The sequence below is a fragment of the Myroides sp. A21 genome, assembly GCF_000807225.1.
Taxonomy (GTDB): domain Bacteria; phylum Bacteroidota; class Bacteroidia; order Flavobacteriales; family Flavobacteriaceae; genus Flavobacterium; species Flavobacterium odoratimimum.
This window is the reverse complement of the sequence record NZ_CP010327.1, coordinates 1,525,629-1,551,032: the sequence shown is the minus strand read 5'-3', so window position 1 is coordinate 1,551,032 and position 25,404 is coordinate 1,525,629. Positions and strand designations below refer to the sequence as shown.

The window sequence follows — 25,404 nt, the reverse complement described above, 5'->3', positions numbered from 1 at the left end:
CCTTCCTAAAACACTGTAATCAATATTAAACCACTTCAGTCCTTCGATAGTATAATAAGGTAACACTAGTATACTGATTCCATAGTGATCGCATACTTTTAGCCCTTTTTTATGCGAGCAGTATCCGATAACTATGCGACCACTATGCGATAAGTCCAATTAGGGTTTGTCTCGTCCTACTATAGCTGTACAGTTATTGTTTACCCCATATCTCTAACTGTGCAAATGTGTTCAGCTTAAAGCAAAAATTATTGTTTGTGTTTTGTTACCTTTGTTTTTCATAAAAAATCATTAATAATGAATAGCAGACTATTAGGTAGTATATTAATTATAGCGGGTTCTTCTATCGGTGGAGGAATGTTAGCTATGCCTATCACATCAGCAGGAGTAGGCTTTATAGGGGCTACTTTACTGTTATTTATCATTTGGTTTGCGATGTGTTATACAGCATTGTTGATGGTTCGTATTTATGATTTTAATAGTCCTAAAGATGGCTTTGATACCTTGACTAGAAAGTATGCAGGATTCACTGTGAACAGAATAGCAGGGCTAAGTCTTATGTTCCTAATCTATGGGCTAACAGCTGCATATATGTCTGGCGGAGGGACAATCCTAAAGACGAATATAGACCTTCTACTAGACACTAATCTAGACGACCGCTTAGCTGTGCTTATCTTCTCAGCTATATTCAGTACTATTGTGATTATTGGGACGAGATGGGTAGATTGGTTTACTCGTATTCTTTTTACAGGTAAGCTTATCTTCTTAGCACTATTAGTGATCGTTATGACTCCTCTGATAGAAGGAGCAAATCTACTTCACATGCCCTTATCACAAGGTCTAGTGATTATGTCTATCCCTGCGATATTCACCTCTTTTGGTTTTCATGGAAGTATCCCTAGTATCGTTGATTATCTAGAGGGGAATAAGAAACTATTAAAAAGAGCTTTTATACTAGGAAGCTTACTACCCTTAGTGATTTATTTAGTTTGGCAGATCGTTATATTAGGAACTTTAGATCAAACTGTCTTTATGCAGATATTGCAAGAACACTCTGAGGTAAAAGGGTTATTACTTAGTATACGAGAGTTGTCGCACTCTACGTATATAGAGACTTTATTTAGTTTCTTTGCAGCAGCAGCATTAGGTACCTCTTTCTTAGGAGTAAGTATTGGATTATTAGATTACTATAAAGATTTGTTTAAAAATAAGTCAAAAAAATTAATCAAGCCTCTAGCTGCTATCTGTACATTCATACCGCCACTACTATTTGCACTCTTCTATCCAGAAGGTTTTATCTTGGCATTAGGATATGCAGCGATAGCAGGTGTTATATTAGCATTAGTTATTCCTGTGGTGCTGTATTTAAAGGCAATGAGATTTCACAAAATCAAAATTTCGTTGTTACAATATTTCATTATCAGTTTTATATTAATACTTTCTTTAGTAATAGTATTTGCACAACTATTAGTCGTTAGCAAAAGCTAAAACCTAAATGTTTTATAAACTTTCTAAAAGTTAGTTAAGAAACGTTTTGTATCATTTTAATTTAGGAATTTACCAGATTCTAAGACCTAGAAATTGCGTAAATTTGCAAGCTTAAATTATTATATGATAAACAAATACTTACTAACAACAATATTCGTTATCACACTGATAACGAACACCGTATCTTTTGCACAACAAAGTGCAGAAGTCATCTCTAATGAAGAGCAACGGGATAGCACGGCAGCAAAACAGAAATTTTTTGAACGTGTAGTTTCTTATTTTGAAGAAGCTAAGAAAGATAAATCACAGAGCAAATTTGACCTTTCATTCATAGGTGGGCCGAGCTACTCTGTAGATACTAAACTAGGACTAGGGATAGTCGCTTCTGGACTATACAGAGTAGATAAAGAGAACCTAGACTTACCCCCATCTGATCTCGCTATTTATACTAACTTTACTACAAGTGGATTCTTCGCTATCGGAGTAGAGAACACAACGATATTTCCTAATGATGATTACCGATTTCACTACGATATGGCATTTAAATATATGCCTAGTAAATACTATGGTATAGGATACGAGGCAGGTAGCCAAGGAGACTATGTAAAATACGATGAATATCACTTAGGCTTGAAATTTGATGTATTGAGAAAAGTGTTGCCGAATACGTATGTAGGATTAGTCTTTTCTGCTCAGAATATTCAGAGTAGAAACTTCAGAGATATGGAGGTGAGACCTGATACAGACTCTAAAGACACGGCTATCGGAGGAGGATTTATCGCGTCATATGACAGTAGAGACTTTATCCCTAACCCGAGTAAAGGAATCTTTATCCAATATGAACAGACTTTTTTCCCGAAAACACTGGGAAGTAATAAGCACTTCGGAAAAATTAACTTTACAGCACGTGCATACCAGCAGGTGTGGAAAGATGGTCTAATAGCCTTCGACCTAAACGGAGAGTTTAACAATGGTGAAGTGCCATGGACAATGCTTTCTAAGCTAGGAGGAGCTAGACAGATGAGAGGGTACTACAGTGGGCAATATCGAGATAGAAAACAGATCAATACACAGGTAGAGCTAAGACAAAAAATACATAACCGACATGGTGTAGCAGTATGGGGTGGTGCAGGTAATGTGTTCGAGAATATGGACAAGTTTGACTGGAGCCACACCTTACCAACCTATGGTATAGGATATAGATGGGAGTTTAAAAATAGAGTGAACGTACGTCTTGACTATGGTTTTGGTAAAGGACAGAGTGGATTCTATTTTAATATCTATGAATCGTTTTAAGGGATAAAATGACTGAACAATTAAATAAAAAAGGATTCTTTAGTAGAATCATAAATAACCCGATCGCCTTGTTTTGGTTCTATATTGCTGTCAATATGGTTCCGAGCATTTATTTTGTCTTTACACAACCCGTGAATCTAATTGGAAAAATCGTAGTCATACTGTTTCCTTTAGGGTTATTCATGACAATATTCTCTGCGTTTAAAAATTCGGGAGCCTGGTTATTACTATGTTTTCCATTCCTGTTTTTGCACGCTTTCCAGATCGTGTTATTCTACCTATTCGGAGAAGATGTGATAGCCGCAGATATGTTTCTAAACGTAGCAACTACGAATACTTCAGAAATAAATGAACTACTAGGTAGTCTATTGCCTTCTATCGCCTTTGTGTGTTTCTTATACATTCCACCTATCGTATTCGCTATACTTCAGTGGAAGAGAAAGAACTTCTTAGACTGGAGCTTTAGAAGACAGACTCTATTACCTGCAGTACTGTTATTAATAGCATCACTAGTATTATCATTCTTCAGTGCGAATAAGAACACTGGTACATTTGCCTTTAACCAAGATGTGTATCCTATCAATGCGTTACACAACTTAGGGTTCGCAGTGAATAAATGGGATAAGGTCAATCGATACCCTGAGACCTCTAAAGGCTTTACCTTTAAAGCTACTAGAGACAGCATCTCTACTGATAAAAGACAAATATATTTACTGATCATAGGTGAGACGAGTAGAGCTGATAACTGGTCTCTGTATGGATATAATCGCGAGACCAATCCGAAGCTAAAGAATGAAAAGAACTTAGTCGTGTTCAAAGATGCGTTAACGCAATCAAATACGACACATAAGAGTGTCTCGATCATCTTATCAGAAGCAGAGGCAGAAAACTATAATTCTATCTATGTCAAAAAAGGTATTGTACACGCGTTTAAAGAAGCTGGCTTTACCACGATATCGCTGTCTAATCAGGCAGAGAACTCTTCGTTTATAGAATACTTCACTAAAGAAGCAGATATCTATAAGACGATACGTACTACTGATAGCCATACCCGTATGACGGAGAATCACTATGATGAAGAGTTGGTAGACTTAATGCAAAAACACATACAGGAGACTACTGGAGATCTATTCATCTTATTACATACCTATGGGTCACACTTTAAGTATATGGAGCGCTACCCTGAGAACTTCAGACAGTTCACTCCTGATGAGATAGGTGGTGTAAAGAAGTCTGAGAAAGAACACCTAGTCAATGCGTATGACAACTCTATCTTATACACAGATCACTTCTTATCTAAAACGATAGAAGCCCTGAAACAGACGAATGAGGAAGTAGCTATGCTATATACTTCCGATCATGGCGAGGACTTATTCGACGATGATAGAAACAGGTTCTTACACGCTTCGCCAAGCCCAACCTACTATCAGCTAAGAATACCATTTTTAATGTGGTTCTCAGATGAGTATATTGATAACAATGAAAAGAGAATCACTGCGGTACAAGAGAATAAAAATAAGCCTATCTCTACGAATGCAGTATTCCATACGATGATTAATGCAGCACATATTCGCACTTCTTATCTAGAAAAGGACTTATCGTTAGTCAATAGAGCTTTTAATGCAGAAGCTCGTATGTACTTAAATGACCACGATATCGCTGTTCCTTATACTAAAATGAACTTGAAGAAAGAAGATTTCGAAATGCTGAAAAAGAATAATATTAAAGAATAAACAACAAAACAATGATACACAAAACTAAACATAAGATACTAGCACTAGCCATGTGTGCTATGCCGCTGCTAGCTACGGCGCAAAGCGAAAAAGTAGAACTTATAAAACTAGGTAATATGGATCACTGGATGGTACGCGAAGTTAAAGAATCGTTTATCATCGGGGGTAATACACAATACCTATACGAAATCACTGAAACAAAAGATACACTAAAGGACAATACGCCTTATAAGAATAAAAAGTCTCCTTGGGCTACCTCATCTGTACTAGCTACTGTAAGTGGTATAACGAAAGGGAGTGTAACTGTATTCCCAGAAAAAAGAGATAATGGATATGCGGCTCGTCTAGAGACACGTATAGAAAAGGTGAAAGTGTTAGGAGTAATTAATATCAATGTACTTGCTAGTGGAACAATCTTCTTAGGGGAAATGATAGAACCTATCACAGATACTAAAAACCCTCAAAGTAAACTAGTAACAGGTATTCCTTTTACTAAAAAGCCTAAAGCACTACAGTTCGACTATAAAGTAACTACTGGTGGTCCTTCTAAACGTGTGAATGGTATGGGAAGCGGAACTGATGCTAAGCGAAATGACAAGGCCGAGATACAGATTCTACTACAAAAGAGATGGGAAGACAAAGATGGTAATGTATATGCTAAACGTATAGGTACGGGATGGGAACTGATGGATAAATCTGTAAAAACGTGGCAAAACAAACACCGCCTGACTGTAAACTATGGCGATATCACGAAGCAGAGTTACTATGGTGCACATATGGCACTTAGAACAGGTAGCAATGCATACTACACTCGAAATAGCAAAGGTAAGATGGTGCCGATCATAGAAGAAGGTTGGGGTACTGCAGATGACGAGGTAACTCACCTAATCGTACAATTCTCTTCTAGTAATGGTGGTGCGTATATCGGTAATACGGATAGTCGTTTATGGATAGATAACGTAGGATTGGTTTATTAAAAAATATCAATACAAAAAAAGAGGTAGTTTAATCTGGATTAAACTACCTCTTTTTTTTATCTTATTACTTCACTCTAGTACTATCGTGGCTATGAGTTTCTATTCCTCCGTTCCACAAAGTCAGAATGTCTGTAGCTACAGCAGCTCCACTACCAGCAGCTATCGCTAACTGACTCCTATGTCCTGCTAATGTTCCTGCCACATAAACTCCTTCTGTTACTAAGTGATCTTCGTTTCTCAACTGGATTCTATTCTTAGCAGCTAGTGACTTCTTATGTGGTATCACATATTCCATTAATCCTTCTACTTCAAAGGTAGGACTAGAATTAATAGCTACTACAACAAGTGAAGTATAGTATACTTCCTTATTCGTCTTGACTTCAAATACTCCATCTTTCTTCTGTACAGAAATAACCTTCTCACCTGCGATCTGGTCAATGTGGTTGTAGTATTTTAAGTCTTCTATAGACTGTTCTAATAGGTCTTTTCCTAAAGTCCCTTGTTTTATACCATAAGCATTATAGAAGATAGCATCTTGAAGCATTGAGCTCTTCTGATGCATAATAATACCTACTTTCTTATCTGTTACAAAAGGTTTCTTTACAGCACTACCAATAACTTGCGCACAAGAAACTCCTGATACACCTCCCCCTATGATTAGTACATCGAATACTTCCATAGGTCTTATTTTGTTTTATCGTTTATCATTTTAGATGTACGGTAAATCAATAAGATGCATACTGCACAAAGCAATGCTACAATACCAATTAATGCGATTAGACTATCCCCTTGGAATAGGTTATTAAAATCTAACATTGTGATATTTAATACAATCAATGCCGCAACAAATGCTATAACTATGTAACTAAAAATTTTCATTTCGAATGATAAAGAATTTGATTTTACCATCCGAAAGTACAAAAAAACCACCACTCGGACAATCCTTTAACATTACCACTATATATTTTAACAACGAGATATAAAAGTCATAAAACGTGGTTTTTCACTATTTTTATCAAGAACTCATCACTATTCTTGAATCACACATCATAGATATAAGCGCTACAATGAAATAATCTAAAAAACATTAACATGTAAAATAATAGCGTAATTAACACTATTCTACTGATCTGGTACAACTATCTTATATTATGAACTTTATATTCATCCTAAATTACTTAGTGAAAAAGGTTAATCTAAAGGGTGTTACTCTTTATTACATAAAGATTTGTAATTTTGCAGCCAATTAATTATTATATTCAGATGTTTCAAATAGGAAAAACAATCGTATCAGAAGAAGTTCTAGAAAAAGAATTCGTATGTAACCTTTCGGCTTGTAAAGGGGAATGCTGTATAGACGGAGATGCAGGAGCGCCTGTAGAAGATGATGAAGTAGAGATACTTAGAGCTGTATATGATAAAGTAAAACCTTTCTTACGTCCTGAAGGTATTAAGGCAATAGAAGAACAAGGTACATCTGTATATGGTGATGATGATGAGTATGAAACTCCTCTAATAGAAGGGGGAGAATGTGCTTATGTAATCTACGAAAATGAAATGGCACTATGTGGAATAGAGAAAGCGTATAACGAAGGTCTAATCGACTGGAAAAAGCCAATCTCATGTCACTTATATCCTATACGTATCAAAGAGTTCTCTTCTTTCTCTGCTGTGAACTATCACAAATGGCATATATGTAGTGATGCTTGTACCCTAGGTCAAGAGTTAAGCGTACCTGTATATAAATTCTTAAAAACCCCTCTAATCAGAAAATATGGTGAAGATTGGTATAAAGAATTGGAACTAGTAGCAGAAGAGTGGAGCAAATCAAGACAATAGATTTATTGTATATAGAGCACTTGCTCTTTATAATCAATAATTGCATTCCCTTGTAGTAATACATCTGAGCCTATAATACCGTGTACAGTCTTTACTTTATACTCTACTAAGGCAACATTGACATGAGTTAAATCTATAATTACTAGGTTAAAACTCTTGTTATGCCAACGGCTCATTTGTAAATGATTATGATAGGCTACTTGGGTATGCATTCCATTAGCCCCTGCTCCTGAGGCTTTAGTAGACGAGTTCTCAGGAATAATATTAAAATGGTCTATATGACTAAAATCAATACAGCTATTAGATGCTCCTGTATCTAGGATAAAGTCTCCTAGGACACCATTGATTTTAGCTTTGACAAAAAGGTGGTTCGTTTTAGATATTTTAAACTTAATTTTCTTATATCCTCCCTTTTTTAATATATCTTTCATGTTTTCCATCAATCAAATGTAGTTTAAATTCTTTTTAAAAGGTACTTTTGTAGCATTAATCTAACATTATAGAAAAATACAATATTAGAATGATATTTACTGACACGCATACACATTTATACTCAGATGCTTTTGCAGAAGATCGTAAAGAAACAATAAATCGTGCAATATCTAGTGGAGTTACGCGTTTTTTTATACCAGCGATAGATTCAAGCTATAGCAATGCAATGTTTGAACTAGAGCAAGAGTTCCCTAATAATGTATTTCTTATGATGGGACTACATCCTACTGATGTAAAACCAGAGACGTATAAAGAAGAGTTGGCTTATGTAGAGCGTGAACTCGAACGACGTACTTATTACGCTGTAGGAGAGATAGGCATTGACCTGTATTGGGATAAAAGTACTTTAGCCATACAGCAAGAAGCCTTTCAATATCAAATTCAATTGGCAAAGAAATATAAATTGCCTATTAATATACACTGTCGAGATGCTTTTGACGAAGTGTTCGAAGTACTAGAACGAGAAAAAGGAGAAGGCCTTAGAGGGATATTCCACTGCTTCACAGGTACAGAAGAACAAGCGCTAAAAGCTATTTCTTATAACCTAAAGCTAGGTATAGGTGGGGTAGCAACGTTTAAAAATGGTAAAATAGATCAGTTTTTAAACAAAATACCACTGGAGCATATCGTATTAGAAACTGATTCTCCGTACCTTGCACCTGTTCCTTTTAGAGGAAAAAGAAATGAAAGTGCATATATCGTGAATATTGCAGAAAAATTAGCCGATATTTACGCGCTGCCTCTAGAAGAGATAGCAAAACAAACTACAGCAAATTCAATAGCTGTGTTTGGAATTTAAAACACGAAAACAACATAACTTGTTTATAATAATACATTACACTAATGTCTAAGTTTGATTCTATACGCCACTACCACGATCACGAGGTACACGAAGTCTTACAACAGATTTCTAAACACCCAATGATAAAAGCGTTAATGGGATATACTTTTCCTAATAAAACGGAAGAGGAATGGATGAATGCCTTAAAGGAAGTAAAGTCTATTCAACAATTTCAAGATGATTTTGCTTACCACTCTATTCAACGAATCCTAGAGAAAAGCTCTAATGGTTTGACCACTTCGGGGTTTGACAAATTAGATAAAGACACAGCTTATCTATACGTATCTAACCATAGAGATATCCTTATGGATACTTCTCTTCTCAACGTTGCTCTTAAAGACAATAAATTAGTTATGACAGCCTCTGCTATAGGGGATAACCTAGTGCAGAAATCATTTTTACTAGCGCTAGCTAAAGTAAATAGAAACTTCTTAGTTAAACGTGGATTACCACCTAGAGAACTATTAGAAAGTTCTAAACTAATGTCTGAATATATACAACATCTTTTATTCGAAGAGAACAGATCTGTGTGGATAGCACAGAGAGAAGGACGTACTAAAGATGGAAATGATGCAACTCATCAGGGAGTGCTGAAGATGATAGGAATGGCTTCTGATGAGGCTAACTTAATGGACTACTTCAAAAAAGTGAAGATAGTACCTGTATCTATCTCGTATGAGTATGATCCTACGGATGCACTTAAGATGCCTCAGTTATTAGCTAAAGCGAATGATGAAGTATATATCAAAGATAAGAATGAAGACTTTATCAACTTATATAGTGGTATCATCGGTCAAAAACGTGGTATTCATATCCATGTAGGAGATGTTCTAGACCAAGAATTAGAGAATATTAAAAACACTGTAGATAAGACTAATAAGCAAATGCAAGCTGTAGCTACAGAAATAGATAAGTCTATTATTGCTAACTATTTCTTATGGCCTACTAACTATATTGCTTATGATATCATGCATAACAGCAATAAGTTCGCTGATAAATATACAGAAAAGGAGAGGCAATTATTCGAAAGACGTCTTGAACTACGTGTAGATAAAGAGAACAAAATAATCGTAGATGGCTTCTTAGCTATGTATGCTAATCCTGTTATTAATAAACTTAAATTGAGTGATGAACAATAGTCCTGCTATTCTTTTAATCTATACTGGTGGAACTATCGGTATGGTAAAAGACTTTAAAACAGGTGCTTTACGTGCGTTCAATTTTGATCAGTTAGTAGAGCGTATACCTGAGTTACACATGCTAGAGTGTTCGATAGAGACCTATTCATTCGAAACACCGATAGACTCTTCTGATATGAGCCCTGCCTTATGGGTAAAGATGGCAAGTGTAGTAGAAGAGAACTATGATAAATTTGACGGATTCGTTATTCTACACGGTTCGGATACGATGTCATACTCAGCATCTGCACTAAGCTTTATGCTTCAAAACTTGCGCAAACCTGTTATATTAACAGGTTCTCAGCTTCCTATTGGAGACTTGCGTACAGATGCTAAAGAAAACCTTATCACGGCTATTCAAGTAGCTGCTGTACAAGAAAACAATACTCCTGTTATTCAAGAGGTGTGTTTATACTTTGAATACAAATTATACAGAGGAAATAGAACTTCTAAGGTAAGTGCTGAATTATTTAATGCGTTTACCTCTCCTAATATTGCTCATTTAGCAGAATCAGGAGTAAATCTGCGTATCAATAAACCTTTACTCAACTATACACATACTCAAGAACCATTACTTGTACACAAAGAAATGTCTAGTAATGTGATGATTCTAAAGATATTCCCTGGCATACAGCAGAATGTCTTAGAGGCAATTCTAAACATTAAAGATCTAGAAGGAATCGTACTTGAGACTTATGGAGCTGGCAATGCGCCTACTGAAGCATGGTTCTTAACAACATTAGGACAAGCTATTAAAAAGGGACTTAAAGTAATCAATGTTACTCAATGTTCTAGTGGTAGTGTACATATGGGTAAATATGAGACAAGTACAGAGCTAAAAGAAATAGGTGTTATCTCTGGTAAAGATATTACGACAGAGGCTGCCATCACTAAGCTGATGTTCTTACTCAAACAGAAAGACTTAACAGACTTTAAAACTGCTTTCGAGACTCCTATCTGTGGAGAAATGGAAGAAGATTAAAATATAGTAAAAGCTCTTGGAACTACTCTAAGAGCTTTTACTATTGTTGTTTGACATCAGTAAGACTTTCTAACATACGTAACCTATACATTAGCATCGGTTCATTTTCCCAAAAATTAGGTGATTCTATTAGCTTATAATCTACAATAAGAAACTCTTTACCTCTAAGTACAATTTTCTTAATATAGCTATAAGTAGAACCATTTAATGTATTACACTTCAATATGATTGTATTCTTATCTTTATAAAATACAGAAATAGTTTTTTGTCCATTATACCAATAATTAATATCCTTAAAATCAAACTTATAAGTATCATTATCTAAAACAAATTCTTTATTTAAAGCTTGTTTATTTAATCTATCCCACACCTTATTAATATCCTTATCTAAAGGTAATGAAATATACTGTTCTCCATTAATTACTACATCTTCATCTGCAATATCAGACAATACCTTGGATAAATACTGTCTTTGTTTCTCAACTATAAGTAACATACCAGGACTAAAAACTCTAGTATATTCGTTCCATGTTTTAAAAGAAGTTAATTTATTCTGACTAAAGAAAGTCTTAATCACCCTAAGGTCGTCTATAATAAAATCAAGTTTAACAGGTAAGAACTCACCTCTCAATTTAAAAAAAGTATCCGTATAAAATACAGCATATATACCTTCGCTAGCAAAATACTTAAAAAATTGCGCATATATATTTTCACCTATTTGATAAATAACGCATTCATTATCAAAATATAACACCCGATCTTCAATACCATCTAGTAAATCATTTACAGTTATAGCTTGAGGATCTTTACTACGAATAAAAAACAAATCTCCAGCTCGCATATCGCTTTCCTCTTTAAATGAGAATATATGACTGAATCGAATATTTAGTTCACTATCAATTACTTTTAAATCACCTACCATCAATTGCATAGACCTATTTTCACCTTGCTCCCATATATCAAAAGTATACATAAAGGGTATCCGCTTCTCTACACCATTAATAAGAATTGGGGTAGTTGGTAATAAAAGATCTAATCTTTCACCTATAGCAGCAGAGTCCATAGTTATTTTATGGCTAAAGTACTCCTCTTTAGCTTTGTGGATACTATCAAAATAAAGACTAATCTCACTACTTGAACGACCTTTCTTACAACTACCTAACATTAAAGTCATCCCTACTAAGAGATATATTATCTTTTTCATTAATTAATTGTTGATTAGATTACTGTCTCACACCATTCTTATATGTTTCTTCCTTTTTCACATCTCCTCTAGAAGTCCATTCAGTCCATTTACCATCCTTCTGTCCATTGAGATATTTTCCTTTAGCTTTTGGCTTTTTAGAATCAGCCCATTCTTCACTATAGTCACCATCCTTATTCCCTTTGTCATTATAATTACAGGTAATAAAGAAATCACCATTGTTAGAAGAGATCAATGAACGCTCCTTACCAATCTGTTTTCCGTTGACGAATGTACGTTCATACTTCATCTTTCCTTCATTAGTGAATGCCTTAGACACACCATCTTCTTTACCTTGTTTAAAGTTTCGCTCTTGCTCTACCTGACCACTAGTATAGTAAGTAACACGCTTTGTCATACTATTATCTGCATATATCTCCATCTCACGTTTATTTCCATTACTACTGAAGTATATCCACTCTCCGTGTTTCTTCCCCATCTTCATATTTCCTTCATATTCCGGCTTACCTGTTGCAACAAAGAAAGCCTGTTGCTTGCCATCCATGTACCCATTTTTAAAATTAAGTAATTCTTTCAACTTACTTTTATCGTAGTACTCCCATTTACCGTTTAACAAACCATCCTTTAAGTCCACATCTATATACTGTTCGGTTACTCCGTTTATGATTCGTTTCTTTCCATTAAGAGGAGTAGATGACTTAACTTCTTTTATATAGCGTTGTCCATCTCCTAGATTGACAATTTCTATATCTGTAAAATCTATTTTAGTCTGTGCTGTAACCGTTAGTATAGGCAACATTAAACACAATAATGACAGAGCTATTCTTTTCATATAACATTTTAATTAATTACTATTTTAAGTTAAATTTAAACATAAAATATCAATATAAAACTAAAAACAAACGCATTAAGTCTTAAACCCTATTATTTACTCCAATAAAAAAAGCAGCTTATCACATTGGACAAACTGCTTTTAAACTAAAATCGATAACTAAATAACTAACTTTTTATACAAAAAAAGCTGTACTATTATACATTACTAGTAGTCTATGGCTACTCTCTCTGTTACTACTGATTTAATAAAATCAACTACTTTTAGATGCTCAGGGTGTTTTGCATAAATATCTAAGTCTTGAAGGTTCTTAAATGTTGTATGTAAAATCACTTCAAAGTTTTTAGGGTTTGCTTGAGGATCATTAAATGATACAGCGATAGATTCTAGTACTTCTATCTTCCCTTTTAAATCTTCTAATAGTCGTTTTATTTCTAATTTATTGGCTTCTTTATTTTCATCTTTCAGCCTCCACATTACTATATGTGTAATCATAATGTCTATTTTTTATTGAACTAACAAGTTAATCAAAACTGCCTTATCTTTAGCACGCTCCACTTATTTTTTCAATTTATCCTTTATTCGATTAGCCTCAGCTATAAAACCAGCTAATCCTTTAGTATCACCTGCTTCTAAATATGTCTTGAACTGAGTTAACTTCTCTAGATACGTATCTAAAATCGGTAACACATGTTCTGCATTCTGTTCAAAGATAGGCAACCACATATCTACAGAACTCTTCGCTAATCTAACTGTAGAAGCAAATCCTCCTGCTGCTAAATTAAAGATAGCTGTATCATCTTTCTCTTTGTCTAAGACCGCTACTGCTAACGCATAAGATATCGCATGAGATAGATGAGACACATACCCCACATGTTCATCGTGCGAGTCAGCATCCATTAAGATCATACGCATCTCTAGGTGATAATACAGTTCAGAGATTGCATTTAATGCCTTAGGATTAGACTTCTCTGGATTACAAATAATCGCTACCCTATCTTTAAACAATCCTTTAAACGCAGCTTCAGGCCCACTAAACTCTGTACCTGCCATCGGATGCGTAGCTACGAATTGTCCTCTTCTGTTATGTCCTTCTATCTCCTTTTCTAATAAAGACTTCGTAGATCCCACGTCCATTACATACTGCCCATCTCCTACTCTGTCTAACACATATGACACCAGTTTTACACTCGCGTTCACAGGTGTCGCTATAATGATAATATCTGATTTCTCTATTAATGTATCTAGTTCTACGATCTCATCTGCGATACGTAGTTCTAATGCCTTACTAGCATTGCGCTCAGATAAATCTGAAGCCAATACCTTCGTTACAAACCCTTTTTCTTTTAGATCTAAAACAATAGATCCTCCGATTAGTCCTACACCTACTAATCCTACTATTTTTGCCATATTACGTCTATTATGATAAACAAAGCTATAAATACCTACTTTGTTTCAGCATAATTTCTTCTCTTTTTTTTAACTTTTCTAACTTTTGTTCTCGTTTGTGTTTGATCAACACCTAAACTAACTAACCTTTATAACTCTATATTGAGAACAATGTTACTACAGTTATAACATAGATGTAGGACACACAAAGTCTGTATGGTCTAGTGTACTCTCCTTACTTATTGCGTTGTATCCCCCTAACACATCCACTAGATTCGTAATTCCATACTTATATAATATCGATGCAGCCATCATACTTCTATACCCTCCAGCACAGTAGATGATATATTTCTTCTCTTTTGACATCACATCTATTTTATCTTCTAATTCATTCAGAGGAAGACTCACCGAATCTTCTAAATGCTCTGATCTAAACTCATTTATCTTACGTACGTCTAACAATACTCCTTTATCCTCTAGATAGAGCCTATCCATCTCCTGAGGCGTTATACGAGTAATAGTATGAATAGGCTCACCAGCATTCTTCCAAGCTTCTATTCCACCTTCTAGATATCCTATTGTATTATCATATCCCACACGTGATAGACGAATCATACTCTCCTCTTCTTTCCCTGGCTCCGTGATTAAAACAATAGGTGCTTTTATATCTTTTATCAACTCACCTACCCAAACAGCGAACTGACCGTTTAATCCGATATTAATACTACTAGGTACAAAGCCCTCTGAGAACGCCTGTGGCATACGTGTATCTAACAGAATCACTTCTTTCTTCTTCATCTGTTCCTTCACAGCCTCTATACTCATCGGTGTTTTACCTCTATCTAAGATTGTATCTAGCTGCTCGTACCCTGTGATATTCATCAACACATTTTTAGGAAAATACTGAGGTGGCGTTGCTAATCCTGTTAATAACTCTACTACGAACTCATCTTCTGTCATATCAGCACGTAGCGCATAGTTAGTCTTCTTCTGATTACCTAAGGTATCTACAGTTTCCTTACTCATATTCTTACCACAGGCAGACCCCGCACCATGATTAGGATACACGATTACCTCATCTGGTAGTACCATGATTTTATTGCGAAGTGATTGGAATAAATGCCTAGCCAAAATTTCTTCTGTAATCTCAGATTTGACTAATTGTACTAAGTCAGGACGACCTACATCTCCGATGAATAGTGTATCTCCACTAATGATAGCATGCTCTTTACCCTCTTCATCTATAATAAGATAAGTACTACTCTCCATCGTATGTCCAGGAGTATGCAATACTTTTATCTGAATGTTCCCAAGCTTAAACACTTGATTATCTTCTGCTATAACAGCCTCATAACTAGGAGCTGCAGTAGGTCCGAAGACAATCTTAGCTCCTGTCTTCTCCATAATATCAAGGTGTCCACTCACAAAGTCTGCATGAAAGTGTGTTTCGAATACATACTTAATTACTGCATTATCACTTTTAGCTCTTTCTAGATAAGGCTCTACATCTCGAAGAGGGTCAAATATAGCCGCCTCACCATTACTCTCTACATAATAAGCAGCATGTGCAATACAGCCTGTATATATCTGTTCTATTTTCATATCTTACTTTTTTTTTCGAGATTAAAAGTACTATTGATCACTTAGTAAAAAAATGACAAATATCATAGATCCAAATAATTACAGTTAAAAATAAAAGAACGATACCCTTTAATAAACAAAAAGCACTCCATACAGAGTGCTTTTTTATTTCTTATACGAAACCTTCTTTTAGTACCAGTTGTATTAGATTAGCGGTATCTGACACTTCGAATACATGCTTCATCTTTGCTAATCTTTTTTTGATAGCAGGATTAGAGAGAGGAATATGATTTTCTAATTCTTGTAATTTATATCCTTTAGATAACAATACTAGAATCTCTCTATTGTAATCATCATACATCACTTCCTTTCTTACTATTTCATTTAAGCAGTGCTTCACGATATCACTCTGATAACGATCGCCTGTTAATACGCGTTTAACGATATCTAATAAGTTATCAGGTGTAATCTCATGCTTACTTACTAATCCATCAGGCCTAATGTTTTTAACGATATTATAGATCGTTATCACTTCTGTATGACCAGTCAAGATAATGGTCTTACAGTAAGGCATTTCTTTCTTTATATAGGCTACTATATCTCCTCCATCTCTTAGTAGTGCTCCTTCCTTACTTGGTAAAGAAAAGTCAACAATAGCAAGATCAAATAAAACCTGACGTTCAACGGCAGCATCTATTGTTTCTTTAGCAGTCAAACAGTCAAATGACTTTTCAAAGACAACCTCTCCGAGTCCTAATTTATCTTTAGAGAGAGCCAATACATATCCTTCTACGATAAGAGGATGGTCATCTACTAACAGTATTCTGCACATAATAATCGAGTTTTGAGAATCATACTACAAATTTAAACATTAAACTAGTATAAAAATACTTATTTATGATAAGTTACAACTTTTTATACACAAAATATCAACAATCTACATAAAAGTACAAAATGATAAGATTCAATATACAAAAAAAGCACCAAGTAATACACTTGATGCTTTATATATCTTTATTTTAATAGATTATACAAGCTTATTAGCCACTAGGTACTCCGCAATCTGTACTGTATTTGTTGCAGCTCCTTTTCTAAGGTTATCTGCTACGATCCACATATTCACAGTGTTTTTTTGGCTCTCATCTCTTCTGATACGCCCTACGAACACATCGTCTTTCCCCTCTGCATATAGTGGCATTGGGTATGTATTTGTATCTGTATTATCTTGTACAGTGATACCAGGAGTCTGGTGAAGAATCTGTCTAATATCTCCTAAGTCAAAATCTTTTTCAAACTCTATATTCACAGTCTCACTATGGCCTCCCACTACAGGGATACGCACAGCTGTAGCCGTTACTAATACAGTATCATCTCTAAGAATCTTCTTCGTTTCTTTCACTAACTTCATCTCCTCTTTAGTGTATCCATTATCTTCGAACACATCACAGTGAGGAATAGCATTGCGGTGAATAGGATAATTATAAGCCATATCCCCTTTTACATCCTTATACTCATTCTCTAACTGTTTTACAGCTTTCACACCTGTACCAGTAATAGACTGATACGTTGATACTACCACTCTCTTAATCCCGTATTGTTTGTGTAAAGGAGATAATGCCATCACTAACTGAATAGTAGAACAGTTAGGGTTAGCAATAATTTTATCTTCTTTAGTCAAAGAATCAGCATTAATCTCTGGTACGATTAACTTCTTCGTTGGATCCATTCTCCATGCCGACGAATTATCTATAACTGTAGTACCTACCTCAGCGAACTTCGGTGCACACTCTAGAGAAATACTTCCTCCTGCTGAAAATAAAGCAATATCCGGCTTCATCATAACAGCTTCTTCCATGGACTTTATGGTATACTTCTTACCCTTAAATTCCACTTCCTTACCTACAGACTTCTCAGAAGCCACAGGAATTAATTCTGTTACAGGAAAATTTCTCTCCGCTAATACTTTTAGCATGATTTCACCTACCATACCGGTAGCGCCTACTACTGCGATTTTCATTTTTTATAAAATTAGGATTGATAAATAGTTTTAATCAAGGATAAAAATAACACTTTATTCAATTACCAAGACAACTGTAGGTCTTTTATTTGCAATTGAATAGTAGTTTTATTTCTCCAGTTGTTCTCCTCGATAGAATAAATGATGTCTACGTGCTGCTTATCCTTCACATTCTCATACTGAGCACCTAGGTTAAAACCTATTGCACTAAACTTATATCCAGGATTTCTTCTCTGCTTAAAGCTTACTTTTAGATGTTCTCCTCTTGCTCCTGCTAATTTTGCATATCCTGTATCGAAGACCTCTTTCGTCAAGAAACAAGGACTAGGATTACCAGGGCCAAAAGGTTCAAACTGCTTTAAAATACGCAGAAATTTATCTGTAATCTCTGAGAACTGAATCTTAGCATCTATTTCGATCTCAGGTATAAGGTCAGTCTCCTCAATCGTACTTGCTACTACTTCTTCAAACTTTTGTCTAAAAGCCTCTAGATTCTCTTTCTTTATTGTCAACCCAGCAGCATACATATGCCCCCCGAACTGAATAAGATGTTCAGAGCACTTCTCAAGAGCCTGATAGATATCAAAGTTCTTAACAGAGCGCGCTGATGCAGCTAGGTAATCCCCACTATCTGTAAACACAATAGTCGGTCTATAATACGTATCGATAAGACGAGAAGCCACGATACCGATCACCCCCTTATGCCAAGATGGGCTATACACCACGGTACTCTTTGAGTTAATTAATTTCTGATCGATTATCTGTTTAAGCGCTTCTTCCGTTATACCTTGGTCTAGCGACTTGCGCTCTTCATTGATATTTACGATTTTCTCGACAGTCATATTTGCCCCTTCTTCAGTAGCTTCTGTCAATAGATCTACAGTAAAGTTACCGTGTTCTATTCTTCCAGCCGCATTGATTTTAGGAGCTAACTTAAACACAATATCTGTCATCGTATATGTAGCTAAGTCATATAACTTCATCAATGCTTTTATACCAGGACGTGGGCTTTCATTAATCACCTTAAGTCCATAGTACGCCAATACTCTATTCTCTCCTGTGATCGGCACTACATCCGCTGCGATAGCAGTAGCTACTAGATCTAGATAGTGTTCTATAGAGGCGAAAGGAAGTCCCTGAATCGTATTTAATGCCTGAATCAACTTAAATCCTACACCACATCCACATAACTCCTTATAGGGATATAAGCAGTCTACGCGTTTAGGATCTAACACGGCTACTGCATCAGGAATAATCTCTCCAGGTAAGTGATGATCACATATTATAAAATCAACACCTTTCTCTTTAGCATACTGTATGTGCTCTATAGACTTTATACCACAGTCTAGAGCTATGATTAGATGGATACCTTGCGTTATAGCATAATCTATCCCTTGATACGATATACCATATCCTTCATTATATCGATCTGGAATATACGTATCTACCTGAGCACCTAGGCTCTTTAAATAGGAATACATTAAGGCAACAGACGTAGTTCCATCCACATCGTAATCACCGAAAACCAAGATAGATTCTCGATTCTTAATCGCGTTTAGAATGCGATGGACAGCCTCTGTCATATCTGCCATCAGAAAGGGGTCGTGCAAATCTTCTAAAGAAGGTCTAAAGAATTTCTTAGCAGCTTCGAAGGTCTCTATCCCACGCTGTGCTAATAACCTCCCTACTATAGGATCTACACCTAAAACTTCTTGTAAATGAGCAACTATTTTTTCATCTGGATCTTGTTTTAAATACCAGCGCATTAATTACTCTTTATGATAATGAATACTAGTTTTAACTTCAGCAAATTCTTTAAACATATCCATTACACCACAATACTTCTCGATAGATAAATCAACTGCTTTTTTTAGCTTTGCCTCATCTAGATTAGCACCATAGAAGTGATACTCTACTATCACAGTATGATAAGTAGCTGGGTCTGCATCTGTAAGTAATCCTTCTGTCTCTATTTTAAAATCAGCAACATCTAATCTCATTTTCTTAATCAGTGATGCTACGTCTAATCCTGAACATCCTGCTAGAGCAGATAGCATTAATGCTTTAGGTCTTAGACCTTTATTATCTCCTCCATTTTCAGGGCCTGCATCTATTCTAATCGTTCCTCCACTTGGATTAGTTGATTCGAATTGCATGTTTTCTATCCAACTTGTAGTTACTTTATGTGACATAATGTTCTGTTTTTATCAAATGTATCAAAAAAAAATCAATGTTCACTAGTTAAAGAAGACGCAAAAAGAGAATCTAATGCTCAACCCTGCTCTCACTATCTTATATAGCCTAACTATTTATCCTTGTAACAAAATTATTCGCTAAACAGACAAGCTCTATACTGCACTTCACTCTATACAAGACAATATGTACATAACAAGATAAAGTACAACGCTATAAACAGTCCTTTATATGCATATCCCTTTTTTTAGTCTAAAACTCTTTATTTGGCTAAATATCCTCTTTTATTACCTCAAAAGAAGCTCTTTTACTTAATAGAATGTCTTTTATGGGTAATTTTAAATCAAAATACTAACTAAAAAACCGTATCCTAGCAAAAAAACATAAAAAAAGGCTCACTTTTTTACACCTCATACTGTGAACAAAATCAAATATCAACCTAACAATCAATACATTAACAAATAATCAGATTATAAAACAATCTAGCGTCTATTACTCTTCAAGTAACTGAATACAAGTATTACTAGCATTCTCTTCAACACTTCTTCAACATTTCCCCAAGATTGCTCTAGTTAGAAGCCTCTTTCTTGAAGAACTGTTGAAGAAATCTTGTAGCGGTATTGAAGAGGTTGCTCTTTCTTATCAGAAACTAGACTATTAGACTAAGTTCACCACAAAACACATCACTCGTTTTTAAACAAAAAAAATGCCCATAGCAATCTGCTACGGGCAATTCTCTATACTGTAATAACCTATCTGCTAAGGCAGGTGGCAATTTCTTATTTACTTTTTCCAGCTACGATCACTACTATCTCTCCTTTAGGAGGTTTCGCTTCGAAATGAGCTAACACTTCTATCACTGTACCTCTTACAGTCTCTTCGTGTAGTTTTGACAATTCTCTAGAGACAGATACTTGTCTATCTTCACCGAAGTATTCTTTAAATTCTCCTAAGGTCTTTACTAACTTATGAGGAGATACATAAAGGATCATCGTTCTGGTCTCTTCTGCTAGGATTAGATATCTCGTCTGTCTTCCTTTCTTGTCAGGTAAAAACCCTTCAAAGACAAACTTATCATTCGGCAAACCACTATTCACTAATGCAGGTACGAATGCTGTAGCCCCTGGTAGACACTCTACTCCTACACCCTGCTCTACACACGCACGTGTCAATAAAAATCCTGGATCAGAGATAGCTGGTGTACCTGCATCTGATATCAGTGCGAAGGTCTCTCCTGCTTGCATTCTCTTTACTAATCCTTCTACAGTTTTATGCTCATTATGCATGTGATGACTAAACATCGGTGTAGAGATTTCAAAATGTTTTAATAGTTTTCCACTATTACGTGTGTCTTCTGCTAAGATATAATCTACTTCTTGCAATACTTTTATTGCGCGATACGTCATATCTTCTAAATTTCCAATTGGTGTAGGTACCAAGTAAAGTTTCCCCATAATTATATAAAACGTTTTTCTACTAACGTCATAAAGCGTTCTTCGTATTCTTCTTTTCCTTCCCAGTTATTATATTCTGGTTTTACTAAATGATCTATTAGACTATTCGCTTCGTCAAAAGAACTCACTGTATTTAATTGTGACAATACTCTATTAAAGTCTTCTGCACTTCCATTAAATAAATGTCTCTCGAAAGCAATACGGTCATTCAAGCCTACTACGATAGTAGAACTATATATATCATTAATAGATTTAGGCTTATTGATCTTTGGTTCGCGTACAGAAGTGTGCTCTACATTAAATAGCGTACTCTGCGGTACAGGAGTTTCTACAGTTGGTTCGATGTGTTGTTCTACAGGAGCGATAGGTTCTGGCTGTACGAAAGTACTTTCTACTACTGGCTCTTTAGGTACAAAATCTGTATTGAACTTCTGTACCTCTTGCTTATCTACATCCTCTACTCTTACAAATTCTACATCGCTGAAGTCGAATCCAAAGAAAGGATCATCCGTATTTGGTTTATTCTCTGTTACTGTTTTTACTTCTTCTTCTACTTTGTAAGTAGAAGTAATCGTAGTTTCCTCTATTGTTTCTTCTATTTTAGCAGGAGCGAATTGTTCGTTTATATTTACTAATGCCTCCTCAATGCTCTCCTTTTTATTCGCTTCCACAATAGAAGGTATTGGCTCTTCTATCACCTCCTCATGTACCACAACTTCTTCTTCATAGAAAGTAGTTACTTCTATATCATCGTTGTCTTCTTCTACCTCTACTTTTACTTCTTGCTCTACTGCAGGAGCCTCTGTCGTGCTATTTGCTACTACTTCTTGTTCTACTACAGGATTTTCTACCTCGATATTAGCGATTACTTCACGTTCGTCTAATTGTTTTAGCATCGCTTCGTGTTGATCTAGATAATGGTGAAGTTGAGCATCATCCGCTTCATTTGCACTATCATCTATATATACCTCTGTAATGAATGGTTCGTCATAGACTACAGCTTTCTGAATAATAGAAGATTCTTCTACCACTTCAGGTGCTATTTTATTCACTTTATCCGCAAGAAGGCTATCATCTATAGTATTAATTGCCTCTTTTTCAGTTTCTGCAACGATAGGGTATTCTTCTTCCACTAGATCTATAGGCATCTGGTGACGTACTACCTCATCTACAGTATTTGAATTCGAATCATTAATCGCAATGGCTTTTAGCGCATCGTCCAATTGCTCAGGAGAAACTTCTTTGATTAATCCTGCTTCAAAATGATCTTGATAGAATTTTAGGATGGTAAGCTTCTCATATAATTCTTTAGCTTCTCTATATAAACTATCTACTTCCTTGTCTTTCAATTGTAATACACGATGAGCCAGACTTAACAACTCTCCTTCTAAGACTTTCTTCATAACTTTTATTTTGCATTAGTAAATTGACGAGCTTTTTTTGATAAATTTGCTCCATACAAAAATAACAGAAAAAACCGCTGGTTTCAGCTTGAAATTTACAAAATGTTTCTCGAAAATCCCGTTAATAACAAAGAACAATTTGGTTGGATCGAAGTTATCTGTGGTTCTATGTTCTCTGGTAAGACTGAAGAACTGATTCGCAGACTGAAAAGAGCCAAATTTGCCAAACAAAAAGTCGAAATTTTTAAACCCGCTATCGATACAAGATATCACGATGAATTCGTCGTATCTCATGATTCTAATGAGATTAGGTCTACACCTGTACCCTCTGCAGCACATATCAGATTATTAGCTGATGGATGTGATGTGGTAGGAATAGATGAAGCCCAATTCTTCGATGAAGAGATCGTAAGAGTATGTAATGACCTTGCTAACTCAGGCATCAGAGTGATCGTAGCTGGACTAGATATGGACTTCAAAGGAAATCCTTTTGGGCCAATGCCTTATCTTATGGCTACTGCAGAGTATGTAACTAAAGTACATGCTATCTGTACTAGATCAGGAAATCTAGCTAATTATAGCTTCAGAAAGGCTGCTAGTGAGGATATCGTCATGCTAGGAGAAACACAAGAATACGAGCCGCTGAGTAGAGCTGCTTTTTTCAATGCACTGAGAGGTGTAGATATATCAAAATCAGAAAAACAAAATACAATACCGCCAGAACAAATAGAATAATATTTAAACCACCACTACACCTATGAAAAAAATAGCTCAAATCTATATCGACTCTTACAAAGGTTTATCATCAGCATCATGGATGCTAGCAATTGTAATGTTAATCAATAGATCGGGGTCCATGGTATTGCCATTCTTAGGTGTATATATGACGAAAGAACTTCACTTTAGTCAAGAACAGACAGGATATGTATTAGCTTGTTTTGGGGTAGGTTCTATTATAGGAACTACAGTAGGCGGATGGGTAACTGATAAAATAGGTAACTATAAAGTACAGTACTTGAGCTTAATAGGTAGTATTCCAGTATTTATCATGTTACCACACTTCACGTCTGTAGTCAGTCTAGCACTGATGATGTTATTACAGAGTGCAGTCAGTGAAATGTTTAGACCGGCGAACTCTGTAGCCATCACCATGTATGCTAAACCTGAGAATATCACCCGTGCCTTCTCTCTAAATAGAATGGCAGTGAACTTAGGGTTCTCTATAGGGCCTGCTATGGGAGGTATTCTAGCTGCGATATCGTATGCGCTATTATTCTATGTGAATGCTACTGCGGCGTTTCTAGCAGCTGTCGTATTTATTTATTTCTTTAGAAATAGAAAGACGAACAAAGAATTATTATTAGAACAAGAAGATATCACTGAGCTGACTGAGATAGAAGATGTCTCTAATAAATCTCCATATAAGGATAAGATGTTCTTAATATACAGTGTATTTTGTACGTTATACTCTATTGCCTTCTTACAACTATTAAGTACACTACCTATATTCTATGAGAAAGCTGTGGGGCTAGATGAAGTAGAAATAGGGCTTATCTTAGGGTACAGTGGTCTACTAATCTTCTTAACAGAGATGTTATTAGTGCATGTCGCAGAAAAATTCTTTACGATCAGACAGACTATCTTCTACGGGGTTATGATTAGTGCCTTAGGATACGGAATGTTAGCTTTTGACCACAGTTATATCTCTATCTATATATCGATGACGATCTTATGTGTCTCTGAGATGCTAGCAATGCCATTTACCTCTACGGTGACAGCGATGCGTGCTGGTAGTAAGAATAAAGGTGCTTATATGGGCGTGAATGGGTTGACCTTCGCTATCGGATTTATTATTTCACCCATCCTAGGAACAAAGGTAGCTTCTACTCTAGGGTATGATGTCTTATGGTTAGGTACAGCTGCATTAGTAATCATAGCTGCTCTAGGGCTAAACTATTCTGTCAAAAAAATGGCTGAAGAATAAACATTATAGTTTCTTCTCCATTTTTAAGAATGTATACAGCCCACCATTAGTATAATTCTCAAATTTACCTACGCTAGCGTATCCAAGGTTTTGATAGAAGTCAACTCCTAAGGTATTAAACTTCGCTACAGCAACAGTTATTTTCTCCACAGCTTTTCGCTTGTGTAGAGCTTCTTCTGCATACTGTATAATCTCCCTTCCATATCCTTTATGAAGGTGGATCGGGTTGATACCTAATATGACTTCTGCTGTATTATGATCTACTAAGTCATAATAAAAGTAGGCTATAATATCCTTCTCTCGTGGAGTACGTACACTGAAGGTATTCTGTCCTCTTACATTCTCGTCTAAAAAATCGTGTAAGTCCTCTAAATCTGAGGTCATATTATAAAAGCTCAATATTCCCTCATACTTCCAATTATAAGCTATTTCTACTGCCTCCTCTTGTGTTAAGACTTCAAAAAATAAAACTTTCTCTTTCATTATTCAAAATATGTTAAAAAACCTTTCTTATTTAACAA

25 protein-coding genes are annotated in these 25,404 nt (G+C 35.5%); 10 read left to right on the top strand and 15 right to left on the bottom strand.

The genetic code is table 11. The annotated features are described in order from the left end of the window. The first annotated feature begins 297 nt into the window (after positions 1-297). From MYRA21_RS07140 to MYRA21_RS07125, 4 genes are all read left to right on the top strand, one after another. Positions 298-1,488 (top strand): aromatic amino acid transporter, encoded by a 1,191-nt coding sequence (locus MYRA21_RS07140; protein ID WP_006257631.1) that lies wholly within the window; start codon positions 298-300, stop codon positions 1,486-1,488. A 123-nt stretch (positions 1,489-1,611) separates the two neighbouring features. Beyond that, positions 1,612-2,784 (top strand): BamA/TamA family outer membrane protein, encoded by a 1,173-nt coding sequence (locus tag MYRA21_RS07135; protein ID WP_006257632.1) that lies wholly within the window; start codon positions 1,612-1,614, stop codon positions 2,782-2,784. An 8-nt stretch (positions 2,785-2,792) separates the two neighbouring features. Next, positions 2,793-4,517, top strand: coding sequence for a phosphoethanolamine transferase (locus tag MYRA21_RS07130; protein WP_039328766.1), 1,725 nt, complete (start codon positions 2,793-2,795; stop codon positions 4,515-4,517). Between the two features lie 11 nt (positions 4,518-4,528). Continuing rightward, positions 4,529-5,494, top strand: a complete 966-nt coding sequence (locus tag MYRA21_RS07125; RefSeq protein WP_006257634.1) for a PCMD domain-containing protein — start codon at positions 4,529-4,531, stop codon at positions 5,492-5,494. A 64-nt stretch (positions 5,495-5,558) separates the two neighbouring features. On the opposite strand, the gene MYRA21_RS07120 is transcribed toward MYRA21_RS07125, so the two are convergent. Together MYRA21_RS07120 and MYRA21_RS19300 are read right to left on the bottom strand one after the other, a co-directional pair. Then, the gene (locus MYRA21_RS07120; RefSeq protein WP_006257635.1) at positions 5,559-6,173 is read right to left on the bottom strand and encodes an FAD-dependent oxidoreductase; all 615 of its coding nucleotides are present in this window, start codon (positions 6,171-6,173) and stop codon (positions 5,559-5,561) included. A gap of 5 nt (positions 6,174-6,178) precedes the next feature. Further along, positions 6,179-6,373: a hypothetical protein gene (locus MYRA21_RS19300; protein WP_006260500.1), complete on the bottom strand. Its 195-nt coding sequence runs from the start codon at positions 6,371-6,373 to the stop codon at positions 6,179-6,181. A gap of 384 nt (positions 6,374-6,757) precedes the next feature. Here MYRA21_RS19300 and MYRA21_RS07110 point away from each other — a divergent pair, with 384 nt between their 5' ends. After that, positions 6,758-7,333, top strand: a complete 576-nt coding sequence (locus MYRA21_RS07110; RefSeq protein ID WP_006260499.1) for a DUF3109 family protein — start codon at positions 6,758-6,760, stop codon at positions 7,331-7,333. Between the two features lie 2 nt (positions 7,334-7,335). Here the strand turns inward: MYRA21_RS07110 and MYRA21_RS07105 are convergent, their stop codons facing one another. Further along, positions 7,336-7,773, bottom strand: coding sequence for a retropepsin-like aspartic protease (locus MYRA21_RS07105; RefSeq protein ID WP_006257637.1), 438 nt, complete (start codon positions 7,771-7,773; stop codon positions 7,336-7,338). 80 nt (positions 7,774-7,853) lie between these two features. Between MYRA21_RS07105 and MYRA21_RS07100 the strand changes: the two genes are divergently transcribed. Genes MYRA21_RS07100 through MYRA21_RS07090 form a run of 3 tightly spaced genes read left to right on the top strand, consistent with a single transcriptional unit; the run spans position 7,854 to position 10,826 of the window. Then, positions 7,854-8,624, top strand: a complete 771-nt coding sequence (locus MYRA21_RS07100; protein ID WP_006257638.1) for a TatD family hydrolase — start codon at positions 7,854-7,856, stop codon at positions 8,622-8,624. Between the two features lie 44 nt (positions 8,625-8,668). Further along, on the top strand, positions 8,669-9,805 hold the full coding sequence (locus MYRA21_RS07095; protein ID WP_006257639.1) for a 1-acyl-sn-glycerol-3-phosphate acyltransferase: 1,137 nt from the start codon (positions 8,669-8,671) through the stop codon (positions 9,803-9,805). Further along, positions 9,795-10,826, top strand: a complete 1,032-nt coding sequence (locus tag MYRA21_RS07090) for an asparaginase (protein WP_006257640.1) — start codon at positions 9,795-9,797, stop codon at positions 10,824-10,826. The genes MYRA21_RS07095 and MYRA21_RS07090 overlap by 11 nt, the downstream gene beginning before the upstream one ends. A 40-nt stretch (positions 10,827-10,866) precedes the next feature. On the opposite strand, the gene MYRA21_RS07085 is transcribed toward MYRA21_RS07090, so the two are convergent. The 11 genes from MYRA21_RS07085 to MYRA21_RS07035 all read right to left on the bottom strand — a co-directional run bounded on the left by MYRA21_RS07085 (position 10,867) and on the right by MYRA21_RS07035 (position 22,899). After that, a complete protein-coding gene (locus MYRA21_RS07085; RefSeq protein WP_039328764.1) occupies positions 10,867-12,030 on the bottom strand; it encodes a hypothetical protein in 1,164 nt (387 codons plus the stop codon). A 19-nt stretch (positions 12,031-12,049) separates the two neighbouring features. After that, positions 12,050-12,862 carry a toxin-antitoxin system YwqK family antitoxin gene (locus MYRA21_RS07080; RefSeq protein ID WP_006257642.1) on the bottom strand — a complete coding sequence of 271 codons (813 nt, stop codon included), beginning with the start codon at positions 12,860-12,862 and terminating at the stop codon, positions 12,050-12,052. A 207-nt stretch (positions 12,863-13,069) separates the two neighbouring features. Then, complete coding sequence (locus tag MYRA21_RS07075; RefSeq protein WP_006257643.1) at positions 13,070-13,357, bottom strand: Dabb family protein; 288 nt, start codon at positions 13,355-13,357, stop codon at positions 13,070-13,072. Between the two features lie 63 nt (positions 13,358-13,420). Then, positions 13,421-14,272, bottom strand: coding sequence for a prephenate dehydrogenase (locus tag MYRA21_RS07070; RefSeq protein ID WP_006257644.1), 852 nt, complete (start codon positions 14,270-14,272; stop codon positions 13,421-13,423). A 162-nt stretch (positions 14,273-14,434) separates the two neighbouring features. Then, entirely contained in the window at positions 14,435-15,853 is a 1,419-nt protein-coding gene (locus tag MYRA21_RS07065; protein ID WP_006257645.1) for a rhodanese-like domain-containing protein, read from the bottom strand. Between the two features lie 151 nt (positions 15,854-16,004). Further along, the gene (locus MYRA21_RS07060) at positions 16,005-16,664 is read right to left on the bottom strand and encodes a response regulator (protein WP_006257646.1); all 660 of its coding nucleotides are present in this window, start codon (positions 16,662-16,664) and stop codon (positions 16,005-16,007) included. Between the two features lie 195 nt (positions 16,665-16,859). Beyond that, complete coding sequence (locus MYRA21_RS07055) at positions 16,860-17,849, bottom strand: aspartate-semialdehyde dehydrogenase (RefSeq protein ID WP_006257647.1); 990 nt, start codon at positions 17,847-17,849, stop codon at positions 16,860-16,862. A 62-nt stretch (positions 17,850-17,911) separates the two neighbouring features. After that, complete coding sequence (recJ, locus tag MYRA21_RS07050) at positions 17,912-19,615, bottom strand: single-stranded-DNA-specific exonuclease RecJ (RefSeq protein WP_006257648.1); 1,704 nt, start codon at positions 19,613-19,615, stop codon at positions 17,912-17,914. Between the two features lie 3 nt (positions 19,616-19,618). After that, a complete protein-coding gene (locus tag MYRA21_RS07045; protein ID WP_006257649.1) occupies positions 19,619-20,041 on the bottom strand; it encodes an OsmC family protein in 423 nt (140 codons plus the stop codon). Between the two features lie 780 nt (positions 20,042-20,821). Beyond that, entirely contained in the window at positions 20,822-21,496 is a 675-nt protein-coding gene (rsmI, locus tag MYRA21_RS07040) for a 16S rRNA (cytidine(1402)-2'-O)-methyltransferase (RefSeq protein ID WP_006257650.1), read from the bottom strand. Positions 21,497-21,498: 2 nt separating this feature from the next. Then, on the bottom strand, positions 21,499-22,899 hold the full coding sequence (locus tag MYRA21_RS07035) for a hypothetical protein (RefSeq protein WP_006257651.1): 1,401 nt from the start codon (positions 22,897-22,899) through the stop codon (positions 21,499-21,501). A gap of 102 nt (positions 22,900-23,001) precedes the next feature. On the opposite strand from MYRA21_RS07035, the gene MYRA21_RS07030 reads away from it, so the two are divergent. Further along, a complete protein-coding gene (locus MYRA21_RS07030) occupies positions 23,002-23,634 on the top strand; it encodes a thymidine kinase (RefSeq protein ID WP_006257652.1) in 633 nt (210 codons plus the stop codon). A 22-nt stretch (positions 23,635-23,656) separates the two neighbouring features. Further along, positions 23,657-24,883, top strand: coding sequence for an MFS transporter (locus MYRA21_RS07025; protein ID WP_006257653.1), 1,227 nt, complete (start codon positions 23,657-23,659; stop codon positions 24,881-24,883). A gap of 3 nt (positions 24,884-24,886) precedes the next feature. Here MYRA21_RS07025 and MYRA21_RS07020 read toward each other — a convergent pair whose 3' ends face one another. Further along, complete coding sequence (locus tag MYRA21_RS07020; protein ID WP_006257655.1) at positions 24,887-25,366, bottom strand: GNAT family N-acetyltransferase; 480 nt, start codon at positions 25,364-25,366, stop codon at positions 24,887-24,889. Positions 25,367-25,404: the final 38 nt, after the last annotated feature.

What these genes read in the sequence shown, in the direction of transcription:
- MYRA21_RS07140 (WP_006257631.1), top strand. Translation starts at nt 298, where the DNA reads ATGAATAGCAGACTATTAGGTAGTATATTAATTATAGCGGGTTCTTCT.
- MYRA21_RS07135 (WP_006257632.1), top strand. Translation starts at nt 1,612, where the DNA reads ATGATAAACAAATACTTACTAACAACAATATTCGTTATCACACTGATA.
- MYRA21_RS07130 (WP_039328766.1), top strand. Translation starts at nt 2,793, where the DNA reads ATGACTGAACAATTAAATAAAAAAGGATTCTTTAGTAGAATCATAAAT.
- MYRA21_RS07125 (WP_006257634.1), top strand. Translation starts at nt 4,529, where the DNA reads ATGATACACAAAACTAAACATAAGATACTAGCACTAGCCATGTGTGCT.
- MYRA21_RS07120 (WP_006257635.1), bottom strand. Translation starts at nt 6,173, where the DNA reads ATGGAAGTATTCGATGTACTAATCATAGGGGGAGGTGTATCAGGAGTT.
- MYRA21_RS19300 (WP_006260500.1), bottom strand. Translation starts at nt 6,373, where the DNA reads ATGAAAATTTTTAGTTACATAGTTATAGCATTTGTTGCGGCATTGATT.
- MYRA21_RS07110 (WP_006260499.1), top strand. Translation starts at nt 6,758, where the DNA reads ATGTTTCAAATAGGAAAAACAATCGTATCAGAAGAAGTTCTAGAAAAA.
- MYRA21_RS07105 (WP_006257637.1), bottom strand. Translation starts at nt 7,773, where the DNA reads ATGGAAAACATGAAAGATATATTAAAAAAGGGAGGATATAAGAAAATT.
- MYRA21_RS07100 (WP_006257638.1), top strand. Translation starts at nt 7,854, where the DNA reads ATGATATTTACTGACACGCATACACATTTATACTCAGATGCTTTTGCA.
- MYRA21_RS07095 (WP_006257639.1), top strand. Translation starts at nt 8,669, where the DNA reads ATGTCTAAGTTTGATTCTATACGCCACTACCACGATCACGAGGTACAC.
- MYRA21_RS07090 (WP_006257640.1), top strand. Translation starts at nt 9,795, where the DNA reads ATGAACAATAGTCCTGCTATTCTTTTAATCTATACTGGTGGAACTATC.
- MYRA21_RS07085 (WP_039328764.1), bottom strand. Translation starts at nt 12,030, where the DNA reads ATGAAAAAGATAATATATCTCTTAGTAGGGATGACTTTAATGTTAGGT.
- MYRA21_RS07080 (WP_006257642.1), bottom strand. Translation starts at nt 12,862, where the DNA reads ATGAAAAGAATAGCTCTGTCATTATTGTGTTTAATGTTGCCTATACTA.
- MYRA21_RS07075 (WP_006257643.1), bottom strand. Translation starts at nt 13,357, where the DNA reads ATGATTACACATATAGTAATGTGGAGGCTGAAAGATGAAAATAAAGAA.
- MYRA21_RS07070 (WP_006257644.1), bottom strand. Translation starts at nt 14,272, where the DNA reads ATGGCAAAAATAGTAGGATTAGTAGGTGTAGGACTAATCGGAGGATCT.
- MYRA21_RS07065 (WP_006257645.1), bottom strand. Translation starts at nt 15,853, where the DNA reads ATGAAAATAGAACAGATATATACAGGCTGTATTGCACATGCTGCTTAT.
- MYRA21_RS07060 (WP_006257646.1), bottom strand. Translation starts at nt 16,664, where the DNA reads ATGTGCAGAATACTGTTAGTAGATGACCATCCTCTTATCGTAGAAGGA.
- MYRA21_RS07055 (WP_006257647.1), bottom strand. Translation starts at nt 17,849, where the DNA reads ATGAAAATCGCAGTAGTAGGCGCTACCGGTATGGTAGGTGAAATCATG.
- recJ (WP_006257648.1), bottom strand. Translation starts at nt 19,615, where the DNA reads ATGCGCTGGTATTTAAAACAAGATCCAGATGAAAAAATAGTTGCTCAT.
- MYRA21_RS07045 (WP_006257649.1), bottom strand. Translation starts at nt 20,041, where the DNA reads ATGTCACATAAAGTAACTACAAGTTGGATAGAAAACATGCAATTCGAA.
- rsmI (WP_006257650.1), bottom strand. Translation starts at nt 21,496, where the DNA reads ATGGGGAAACTTTACTTGGTACCTACACCAATTGGAAATTTAGAAGAT.
- MYRA21_RS07035 (WP_006257651.1), bottom strand. Translation starts at nt 22,899, where the DNA reads ATGAAGAAAGTCTTAGAAGGAGAGTTGTTAAGTCTGGCTCATCGTGTA.
- MYRA21_RS07030 (WP_006257652.1), top strand. Translation starts at nt 23,002, where the DNA reads ATGTTTCTCGAAAATCCCGTTAATAACAAAGAACAATTTGGTTGGATC.
- MYRA21_RS07025 (WP_006257653.1), top strand. Translation starts at nt 23,657, where the DNA reads ATGAAAAAAATAGCTCAAATCTATATCGACTCTTACAAAGGTTTATCA.
- MYRA21_RS07020 (WP_006257655.1), bottom strand. Translation starts at nt 25,366, where the DNA reads ATGAAAGAGAAAGTTTTATTTTTTGAAGTCTTAACACAAGAGGAGGCA.